The sequence below is a fragment of the Crassaminicella indica genome (genome assembly GCF_019203185.1).
GTDB classification, from domain to species: Bacteria; Bacillota; Clostridia; order Peptostreptococcales; family Thermotaleaceae; genus Crassaminicella; species Crassaminicella indica.
Genome location: NZ_CP078093.1, coordinates 728,189 through 739,087, shown reverse-complemented (window position 1 = coordinate 739,087; position 10,899 = coordinate 728,189). Strand labels below are relative to the sequence as shown.

The 10,899-nt window shown below is 31.3% G+C and carries 8 protein-coding genes; all 8 read left to right on the top strand.

The window, feature by feature from the left end; genetic code table 11:
• The first annotated feature begins 15 nt into the window (after window positions 1-15).
• The 8 genes from KVH43_RS03500 (at window position 16) to KVH43_RS03465 (ending at window position 10,831) form a co-directional block, all read left to right on the top strand.
• Complete coding sequence (locus KVH43_RS03500; RefSeq protein WP_218283493.1) at window positions 16-1,719, top strand: sensor domain-containing protein; 1,704 nt, start codon at window positions 16-18, stop codon at window positions 1,717-1,719.
• 156 nt (window positions 1,720-1,875) lie between these two features.
• Window positions 1,876-2,130: a hypothetical protein gene (locus tag KVH43_RS03495; protein ID WP_218283492.1), complete on the top strand. Its 255-nt coding sequence runs from the start codon at window positions 1,876-1,878 to the stop codon at window positions 2,128-2,130.
• 299 nt (window positions 2,131-2,429) lie between these two features.
• The gene (locus KVH43_RS03490; RefSeq protein ID WP_218283491.1) at window positions 2,430-3,836 is read left to right on the top strand and encodes a recombinase family protein; all 1,407 of its coding nucleotides are present in this window, start codon (window positions 2,430-2,432) and stop codon (window positions 3,834-3,836) included.
• Between the two features lie 241 nt (window positions 3,837-4,077).
• Window positions 4,078-5,256, top strand: a complete 1,179-nt coding sequence (locus KVH43_RS03485; RefSeq protein WP_218283490.1) for an acetyl-CoA C-acetyltransferase — start codon at window positions 4,078-4,080, stop codon at window positions 5,254-5,256.
• A gap of 112 nt (window positions 5,257-5,368) precedes the next feature.
• A complete protein-coding gene (spoIID, locus tag KVH43_RS03480; protein WP_255547802.1) occupies window positions 5,369-6,796 on the top strand; it encodes a stage II sporulation protein D in 1,428 nt (475 codons plus the stop codon).
• 189 nt (window positions 6,797-6,985) lie between these two features.
• Entirely contained in the window at window positions 6,986-7,252 is a 267-nt protein-coding gene (locus KVH43_RS03475) for a Veg family protein (protein WP_218283489.1), read from the top strand.
• Window positions 7,253-7,398: 146 nt separating this feature from the next.
• Window positions 7,399-8,625: an arginine deiminase gene (arcA, locus tag KVH43_RS03470; protein WP_218283488.1), complete on the top strand. Its 1,227-nt coding sequence runs from the start codon at window positions 7,399-7,401 to the stop codon at window positions 8,623-8,625.
• Between the two features lie 190 nt (window positions 8,626-8,815).
• Window positions 8,816-10,831, top strand: coding sequence for a methyl-accepting chemotaxis protein (locus KVH43_RS03465; protein ID WP_218283487.1), 2,016 nt, complete (start codon window positions 8,816-8,818; stop codon window positions 10,829-10,831).
• The last annotated feature ends 68 nt before the right edge of the window (window positions 10,832-10,899 follow it).

Sequence of the window (10,899 nt, the reverse complement as noted above, 5' to 3'; positions counted from 1 at the left end):
TTAGGAGGTAAAAATGTGAAGGATGATTATAAAATTGTTTTTCTAAAACAGTTAAATATATTTGAGAAGGTTCTTGAAAACAATACAGAGGGTGTATTGATTGCAGACATAGAAGGAAATATTTTATGGGTCAATCATGCTTTTGTGGAAATTACGGGTTATGAAGAAAAAGAAGTAATAGGAAAAAATTATTGGACTTTTAATGCTTTAGAAAAAGAAATATATAAAAAAATAAAGGTGTCTTTATTTGAAAAAGGAATGTGGAAAGGGGAAGCTTTGAGTAAGCGAAAGGATGGAGAAATATATCCACAGCGTATCAATTTGTTCTTGATAAAGGATAAAGAAAAGCCTACTCACTTTGCTGCAATAATTAGAGATGATACAGATTGTAAAAGCAAGGAGCAAAAGATTAATTATTTGGCTTTTAGAGATTTTTTAACAGGTTTATATAATAGAGCATTTTTTATTGGGAAACTCCATTATACATTAATAAATGCTTGTAGAAAAAAGGAAAGAATGGCAGTATTTTTTATAGATTTAGATGGATTTAAAAACATTAATGATCATTTAGGACATGCAGTTGGAGATCTATTACTGCAAAAAGCTGCTAGGAGAATCCAATTCTGTGTACGGGAATGTGATATTGTAGCGCGTATTGGAGGAGATGAGTTTACTATACTGCTGCCAAATATAAATGATGTGCAAAGCTCTATAAAGATTGCGCAAAGGATTATGAATTCGTTTGAAAAACCATTTTTAATCAATGAACATAAATTATATGTAGATATTAGTGTTGGTATTGCAGTATATCCTGATGATGGGCTAGATGCAGATACGCTTATGATTCATGCAGATATTGCAATGTATAAAGCAAAAGAAAGTAAAGGAAGCAGAGTTGAAAGGTTTTCTAATGATTTGAATAAGCAATCAAAAGAGAAATTTATATTGGAAAACCTTTTAAAGGGTGTATTACAAAGAGATGAATTTTTACTTTACTACCAACCTATTGTAAATATCAATACAGGAAAAATGGTCGGAGCAGAAGCACTTCTAAGGTGGAAGACAAAGGAATTTGGATGGATTCCGCCAAGTAAATTCATACCAATTGCTGAAAATACTGGACGAATAATTTCTATTGGAGAATGGGTGCTTGAGAATGCTTGTAGGCAGAATAAAAAGTGGCAAGCTACTGGATATATGCCAATTTATTTATCTGTGAACATATCGATTAGACAATTAGAGCAAAAAGATTTTGTGGAAAAGGTAAAAAACATACTATTAAAGACAGGGCTAGAAGCTAAATATTTAGAGCTTGAAATAACAGAGAGTATCTCTGCAGAAAACATTTATAATATTTTTAGCACATTTGAGAAACTAAATCAATTAGGGGTAAAATTATCTATTGATGATTTTGGAACAGGTTATTCATCATTAAGCCAATTGAGCCGACTGCCCATTAGCAAATTGAAAATAGATAAAAGCTTTGTAAATGATCTTTATATAGATAATAACAATAAATCTATTGTGTCTGCGATTATTGCTATGGCTAAGACTCTAAAAATGGAGGTAGTTGCAGAAGGAATAGAAACTAATGAACAGTTGAAATTTTTAAAAGCTGCAAAATGTCATATGGGGCAGGGTTGTTTGTTTAGTCCACCTGTAGATAAAGAAGCATTTGAAAAATTTTTAAATTCATTTTTTCATTACAATATAAATTAAATTATCTTGCACTTAGCTAAAGCAAATGATAAAATTTCATTAACCAGTGAAGCTTATTTATATTTACTATGATGGAATAAGATACTTAAAAATATTTGATATTCTCTTATAAATTATTATACGCTTTAAGAAACATAAATTTATGGAGGTTTTTATATGGAAAAAATTTTGAAACAAATATTGGTTGAATTAAAGGAACTTAAGAAAGGTCAAGCAAAAATGCAATTGGATATTAGTGAAATTAAAGCAAATGGAAAAGCTATTAGAGAACAGACCGCAGACTTAACAGAATTCAAAACAGAAATATCTCAAAATATTTCTGACATAAAAGATACTTTGAAATTCTTATTACACAAAGAAATTGAAACAGAAAAAGAAATTTATGCACTTAAACAAACAAAAAGCAAATAATTTCATATTTTAAAGAAATGGGTAAAAATTAAGTTTTTTACCCATTTCTTGTCTTAATCCTATCTGAAATGGAGTATGCACCACCAATAGGTTGCATACATATTATATATTACAGGAGATTCTATTTGATAGGACATATCACCCCACAGAGCACTAATGGAATGGAGTGTGTAGAAGGGAGGGAGGAGAATGGAAAATAAAGTAAAAGTAATAAATAAATTTGTAGGAGAAAAAAGCTTAAAGGAAGTCTTAAAAGAATTGGTTTTATTAAAATTAAATCATAAATAGGAGTGATTGCTTTGAGATGTGCTGTATATGTTAGAGTTTCTACAGAGATGGAAACACAAAAAACAAGTATTGCACATCAGAAAAATTATTTTAAAAAATACATTGAGGATAGAAAATGGCAATTATATAAAATCTATCAAGATATTGAAAGTGGAAGAAGCATTAAAAACAGAGTAGGGTTACAAGAGCTGATAGAGGATAGCAAAAAGAATCGTTTTGATATGATACTTACAAAAAGTATTTCAAGATTTGCTAGAAATACATTAGAAGGATTAATCCTTATTAGAGATTTAAAATCAAGAAACATAAGATTTGTAACTATAGAGGATGGATTTGATTCAGAGGAATATGATGAATTTATGTTTACTTTATTATTATCTATTGCTCAGAAGGAATCTGAAAAAATGAGCGAGCGAATTAAATTTGGTAAGCTGTGTAGAGCGAAAAAGGGCTATTATAATGGTAGTCATGCTCCATATGGATATAAAAAAATCGATAAATACAATATTGTTCCTGCTGATGATATAACTAATTTTGTAGTAAAAAAAATATTTTCAATGTATATAGAGGGAAATGGTTTATATAAAATAGCAAAGGAGTTAAATGATAAAGGCTATCCAACACCAAGCCAAGCAGCAAGGAAAAAAAACAGTACATCTATTTGGCATCAAAGTACTATTCGAAAAATACTTTCTAACAGATTTTATATAGGAGATATGGTTCAGAATAAAGAAAATAAACCTATTATTGTGAAAAATACTCATGCACCTATTATAGATACTGTAATTTTTGAAGAGGTGCAAAAACGACTAGAAGAAAAAAGAAGAAAGGTTTTCAAAACAAAGCATCTTTTTTCTGGTATATTGATATGCGGAGAATGTGGTAGTAGCATGCACTATAAAAAAGATAAAGAATCATATATTTGTGGAAAATTAAATAAAATGGGAAAGAAATACTGCAAAGGAGCATATGTTAAAGAAGCGTTGTTAAAAAAGATTATACTGAGCCAACTAAAAAAAGTGGTAAATGAAAATATATGTAAAGAACGCTTTTTAAATGAAATACAAAATGAAATAAAAATAAAAGAAGAAGATGGAAATATTAGGAATATAAAAAAGCGTTTAAATGAATTAGAACGAAAGAAGGATAGGATTTTAGATATGCTAATTGATGAGATAATAGATAAAAAAATATATTTAAAAAAAATAAAAAAAATAGAAGGAGAAACAAGGATTAATATAGAATATATGGAAAATATAGTTAAAAAATTCACAAACAGTAAAGAGTATGTAGGAAGTATTGTTAACGAAATATTTATTCTTGATGATATTGATATTTTATATTTAAATAAATTAGTAAAAAAGATTAAAATATTTAAGAATAAAGAAGTGTTAATAGAATATACATTTCAAGTATGATTTTTAAATAAGAATGTAGAAAAATTCACAAAATGTATATAAAAACGAACAAAGTGTATGGAAAAAGCTACAGTGAAAGTTGATTTTGTATAAAGCAAAAGGTGAATAATAGAAAAATATTAAGATAAATGCTAGAAAATGGTGAAATATGATAAAAAATAATTTTGGCATAAATATTGCATTATCATAATAACGTGATCATGTAATAATAATTTTATATAAATATAAGGGAGGAATATCCATGAGAGAAGTAGTAATAGCAGGTGCTGTAAGAACAGCAGTAGGAAGCTATGGCGGTTCTTTAAAAAATTTTAAACCAGCTGATTTAGGAGCTATTGTAATCAAGGAAGCGTTAAACAGAGCAAAGGTGAAGCCAGAACAAGTAGATGAAGTATTATTTGGTTGTGTATTACAAGCAGGACAAGGTCAAGGGGTAGCAAGACAGGCTTCAATAAAAGCAGGGATTCCTGTAGAAGTTCCAGCAGCAACTTTAAATATCATTTGTGGTTCAGGATTAAGAACAGTATCTTTAGCAGCGCAAACAATTATGACAGGAGATAATGATATTGTTATTGCTGGTGGTACAGAAGTGATGAGTGCAGCTCCATATGCTGTAGAAAAAGCAAGATGGGGTCATAGAATGGGTGATGGAAAAATAGTTGACTTAATGATCAAGGATGGATTATGGGAGGCATTTAATGACTACCATATGGGAATTACAGCTGAAAATATAGCAGAGCAATGGGGAATCACTAGAGAAGAACAAGATGCCTTTGCAGCACAAAGCCAAAATAGAGCAGAAAAAGCAAGAAAAGAAGGAAGATTCAAAGATGAAATAGTGCCAGTAGAAATAAAAAGTAAAAAAGGAACTATTATATTTGATCAAGATGAATTCATTAGAGAAGGTGTAACAGCAGAAAGCATTGGTAAATTAAGACCAGCATTCAAAAAAGATGGTACTGTAACAGCTGGAAATGCATCTGGTATCAATGATGGTGCAGCAGCATTAGTAATCATGTCAAAGGAAAAAGCAGATGAACTAGGTATTGAGCCTTTAGCTACAATCGTATCCTATGCAACTGCAGGGGTAGATCCTTCAATTATGGGAATAGGTCCTGTTCCTGCTTCTAAGAAAGCTTTAGAAAAAGCAGGACTTAAAGTAGAAGATATGGATTTAATTGAAGCAAACGAAGCTTTTGCAGCACAGTCTATTGCAGTAGCAAGAGATCTTAAGTTCGATATGGAAAAAGTAAATGTAAATGGTGGAGCAATTGCAATAGGCCACCCAATCGGAGCAAGTGGTGCAAGAATATTAGTGACATTACTTTATGAAATGCAAAAAAGAGATGCAAAAAGAGGGCTTGCTACTCTTTGCATCGGTGGAGGAATGGGAACAGCTGTAGTTGTTGAAAGAAAATAGATAAAAATGATTTATAGAGGATGCCTTTGGTATCCTCTTTTTTCTATTTTTTGCACTCTATACTAATCCATTGTTCAGACTCTGTATGGAGGAAAATAAAGGGGGGTAAAGAGTGACTTTATCAGTTTATGTTAAGATATATGACCATATTGAGAATAAAATTGTCTCAGAGCCGATAGAAGAATTGGTAAAAAGAATTGTTCCTTTGCAAATGCCCATATTTTTTGAATTAGAAGCATTAAAAGCACAGGCTATTATTGCAAGGACTTTTATAGTAAGAAATATCAGAGCCTTTGGAGGAAGAGGATGTTCAAAATATAAGAATGTAGATTTATGCACAGATGGGCATTGTATCAATATTGTAACGATTAAGCAGTTAAAGGAGCAATGGGGTGCTGATTTTGAAAAAAATTGGGCAAAGATAAATTGTGCTGTTAATGAAACAGATGGAAAAATAATTACAATGAATAATAAACCTATAAGTGCAAAATTTCATTCTATTTGTGGAGGAGCTACAGAAAATTCAGAAAATATACAGGGCAATAAAATATTATATCTAAGAAGGGTTTTGTGTGATTATTGTAAGAATTCTCCATACTATAAGCATTCTATTGAGATGTCACTAGAAGAAATAGAAAAAAAGTTAAATATAAAAACACTTAATGTAGCTGCTACAAAAGGACCTGCAATAGAAGGGATTATAGAGGACATAAAAAGAGATGAAGAAGGTAGGATTGTAAGTCTTAAGATAGGAGGAAAGAAATTAAAGGGAACGGAAGTAATGAAATTATTAGGGCTAAATTCAACAAGATTTGGATGGAAGCCTATTGCTTTTCAGATCGAAACTCAAGGAAAAGGAGATGGATTAGGGCTTTGTCAGTATGGGGCAAATAGTATGGCCAAAGAAGGAAAAAAAGCTGAAGAAATTTTAAAATATTATTTTACAGGGGTAACTATTAAAAAAATTAATAAACCTAGTATAAATAAACCTTTGGAGGGGAAAATAATAGTGCTAGATCCAGGACATGGTGGTTTGAATGCGGAGGACACAATAGGACCAACAGGGCTTAGAGAAAAGGATGTAAACTTATCCATATCTTTAGCATTAGCAGAAATATTACGCGCTTCTGGTGCTACAGTATATGAGACAAGAACGGAAGACATCTATGTTCCTCTTAGCAAGCGGTCAGATCTTGCAAATGTAGTAAGACCAAATTTTTTTATCAGTATCCATCAAAATTGTTTTTCAAATCCAAATATATCAGGAAGTGAAATTTACCACTATAGAGGGGATAAAGAAGGAGAAACATTAGCAGATTTTGTTTTGGATGAGCTGTGCGGCGAATTAAATACTGTTAAAAGGGGAGTAAAGGTTGCAGATTTTTATCTTTTAAGGGAAGTACAAAGCAGTGTGATTCATGTTGAAATTGCTTTTATCACAAATCCTAAGGAAGAGGAAAAATTAAGAGACGAAAAGTTCCAGCGTAAAGCAGCAAAAGCTATTGCTAAGGGGATTATGAATTATTATGGCTATGAATAGAAGAACGATTGGTTCTTCTATTTTTAGGATTATTGATCAAAAAAGCTTTATGCAAATTTTTTTCCTGATTAAATTTTGAAGATTTGTTGACAACGACTTGCATACATTGTATAATAATAAGTTTTATATTTGACAATTGTGTTTATATGTGATATGATGGTACTGTATTCTGTGAAAGAAGGTGATTCGATGGCTAAAGTGAATGATTTAGCTAAAATCAGAAAAGATGTAGAACACCTTGTTGGAGAGAAGGTTCGATTAAAAGCCAACAAAGGAAGAAAAAAGATTTCCGTAAGAGAAGGAATCCTTGAACAAACTTACCCAAACATCTTTGTGGTATGTATTGACGGTGGATATAATACGGTAAGGAGAGTTTCCTACAGTTATTCAGATATACTTACAGAAACAGTTGAAATCAGCTTATGCGATAAAGAAAATAAAATTCAAGCTAGTTAATTTTTATAACCGCTTAGTTAAAGCTAGGTGGTTTATTTTTATTTTATAGTGCATAATATAATTGAAAGAAATAAACTTTAACGATATACTATATATATAAAATTCTAAATATTCAATAACTTAATACAAAATAGGGGAGTGAGGGAATGGGAGAAAAAATACCTTTTTTAGATGTAAGCTCGGAGATTGGTAAACTTAAAGGCGTTATGCTTCATAGGCCTGGAAAAGAGTTGGAAAGAATAACTCCTGAGTATTTGCATGCTTTGCTTTTTGATGATATTCCGTGGCTTAGAAGGATGCAGGAAGAACATGATGGATTCGCAGAAGCATTAAGAGCTCGAGGGTGTACTGTTTATTATTATGAAAAATTATTAGAAGACATTATGAAAAATAAGGAAGTGAAAAAGCAGCTAGTTTGTGAAGTGGTAGAAAATTGTGGAGTTGCTGATCCAGAATTAGAAGATATGATTAAAGAGTTTTTGATTGAAAAAACTGAGAAAGAAGTAACAGAAATATTTATTGCAGGACTTCACAAAAAAGATTTTCCGAATATAAAAAAGAAGAGATTAGGAGATTATATAAAAGAGGAATATCCATTTTATATCAATCCTCTACCAAATCTATATTTTACGCGAGATCCAGGAGCTGTTATAGGAAATGGATTGAGCATTCATGCTATGAATACTCATGCTAGGGAAAGAGAGACAATGATTTTAAAATATTTATACGATTTTCATCCTATATTTCAAAAGGAAAGTACACCTCTTTTGTATGACTATAGCTATAAGAATCCTATAGAAGGTGGAGATATATTAGTATTGAGCGAAGGTGTTATTGCTATTGGCTGTAGTGAGAGAACATCTGCAAGAGCTATAGAAGATTTGACCATGAATTTATTTGAAAAAAATAAAAACTTTAAGGAAGTTATTGCTGTTCAAATTCCTTTTAAAAGATCATATATGCACCTAGATACAGTATTGACTATGGTAGATTATGACAAATTTACTATATATCCGGGTGTTGAGGATAGATTAAAGGCTTTTCGCTTAACCTACGGAAAAATATATCCCAAAGTGGAAGTCATGAAGGATTTGAAAACTACCTTTAAAAAAGCTTTAGGCTTGAGTGCTGTAGATTTTATTCAAAGTGGTGGAGGAGATGAAGTAACAGCAGCTCGTGAGCAGTGGAATGATAGCACAAATACTCTTGCTATTGCTCCAGGTGTTGTGATTACATATAATCGGAATGAAGCCTCTAATGAAACATTAAGAAAGCATGGGATAGAGGTTGTTGAAATAGAAGGTTCAGAATTAGTAAGAGGTCGTGGCGGTCCAAGATGTATGAGTATGCCGCTCATGAGAGAAAAAATATAAGATATATGTAAAAGCTTGTAAAAAGGAAGTATATTCTTTTTACAAGCTTTTTTAAAAAATGGAATTATATGCATAAATAAAAAAGGAGGGAATAGGTGAAAAATGTCGAAATAAAAAGAAATACATGATGAGGATCGGCTAATTATATTAGCATGTATCTTGAAAAATTTATAAGGAGGAATATATACATATGAAAAGTGTAAAGCATATTAAATTTGGTATTGGTGCAAAATTGTCTATTGTCTTTATTTTATTAATCACCATTCCTTTATTAACATTAGGAATAAGTTTTTATCAAAAATCTATTCAGATTATGGAAGATAACTTAAAGGATGATTCTTTTAGATTAATTAAGGAAATAGAGCATTCTATCAACAATAAAATGCTCGGCTTTGAAGAAAGCGTGGTGCAGATGTCACACGAAGCAAATGTTCAGCAGATATTAGGAAATATTGATTCTTCAGAATGGATGATGAAAAATTTCTATGGTTTTATAAAAGGACATCCAGATGCTGAATCTATTTATATAGGAACAAAGAATAAAGATATGTTTATATATCCAGAAAATGAATTGCCAGAAGGTTATGATCCTACAGAGAGACTCTGGTATAAACAGGCAGTTAGTCAGAATGGTATAGTATGGACAGAGCCTTATACAGATGCTGCTACAGGGAAACAAATAATTACAGTAGCTATTCCTGTTTATAATTCATTTAATAATAATGAATTTGTAGGTGTTTTAGCAGCAGATATTTCATTAGAAACTCTAGCAAGTCATATTAATACTATTAAAATAGGGAAAAAGGGATATCCTGTCATTTTAGATAGAAATTTAAATGCAATGATCCATAAAAATAAAGAGTTTATTGGAAAACCATTACCTATAGAAGAAATCAACAAAGCTTTAACAGAGCAAAAGGAAGGCTATGTAGATTACGAATGGGAAGAAAATGGGGAAAATCAAAAGAAATTTGCTGTATTTACAAGGATAGATAAACTAGGATGGACTATTATTGGAATTTTATATTTAGATGAGATAAAAGAAAATGTGGATGCATTGCAGAATAGAGCTTTGATTATTGGTGGTCTTTCACTGCTGATTGCTTTATTGATTTCTCGTCTATTCTCAAAGGGATTAACAAAGCATATCAGAGCTCTTCTTGAGGATATGGAAAAAATTAAACAAGGAGATCTTACAGTTGTTTCTAAAATCAAATCAAATGATGAATTAGGAAGACTAGGAGAAGGCTTTAATGTAATGATTGATGAAATTGGAAGCCTTGTAAAAAATGTACAGCATGCTTCTAAGGAAGTGCTTGCATCAGCAGAAAATTTAGCAGCAACATCAGAAGAAACAAGCGCATCTGCAGAAGAAGTAGCTAGAACTGTAGAAGAAATTGCTAGAGGTGCAACAGAACAGGCTGGTGATGCAGAAAAGGGAGCTATGCTTACATCAAAGCTTGCAGATAAATTTAGTGAACTTACTAATAATACAGAGAATATGCTTAACTCTGCTAATGAAGTAATGGAAGCGAATATAGATGGGGTAAAGGCTGTTGATGATTTAAAGGATCGAACAGCACTTAATACAAAAGCAACTGAAGAGATTGAAAAAGCAATTATGGAGCTTGATAATAAGACAAAATATATAGGTGGTATATTAGATACAATAGCATCTATAGCAGAGCAGACAAACTTGCTTGCATTAAATGCATCTATTGAAGCAGCTAGGGCTGGAGAACATGGAAAAGGCTTTGCTGTTGTAGCTGATGAAATAAGAAAGCTTGCAGAAGGTTCAAGAGAAGCAGCAGATGAAATTAAGGATATTGTTTTAAATATTCAAAGGGACAGTAACAATACAGTACAGATTATGACTCAAGTAAAGGAAAGGTCTCAAGAACAAAATGATGCTGTAGGTAAGGTAACAGGATCTTTCCATAGAATATCTCAATCTATAGACGGTATGATATCAAAAATTGAGTTGATAGATAAATTTGTTAAAGAATTAAATACGGATAAGGATGCGATTGTAGAAGCTATTGAAAATATATCTGCTGTATCAGAAGAAACAGCAGCAGCATCTGAAGAAGTAAGTGCATCTATGCAGCAGCAATCTATGGCGGTTGAAGAAGTTGCAAGAGCAGCAGAGAGAATGAACGATCTTGCTTTAAAATTAAATAAAGAAATAATTAGATTCAAAATATAAAATTTTATGAAAAATCAAAAGGGTTTTTGATTTGATTGTAGAACTTTATAAATGGGTTTATGTGACAA

What these genes read in the sequence shown, in the direction of transcription:
- arcA (WP_218283488.1), top strand. Translation starts at nt 7,399, where the DNA reads ATGGGAGAAAAAATACCTTTTTTAGATGTAAGCTCGGAGATTGGTAAA.
- KVH43_RS03485 (WP_218283490.1), top strand. Translation starts at nt 4,078, where the DNA reads ATGAGAGAAGTAGTAATAGCAGGTGCTGTAAGAACAGCAGTAGGAAGC.
- KVH43_RS03475 (WP_218283489.1), top strand. Translation starts at nt 6,986, where the DNA reads ATGGCTAAAGTGAATGATTTAGCTAAAATCAGAAAAGATGTAGAACAC.
- KVH43_RS03465 (WP_218283487.1), top strand. Translation starts at nt 8,816, where the DNA reads ATGAAAAGTGTAAAGCATATTAAATTTGGTATTGGTGCAAAATTGTCT.
- KVH43_RS03495 (WP_218283492.1), top strand. Translation starts at nt 1,876, where the DNA reads ATGGAAAAAATTTTGAAACAAATATTGGTTGAATTAAAGGAACTTAAG.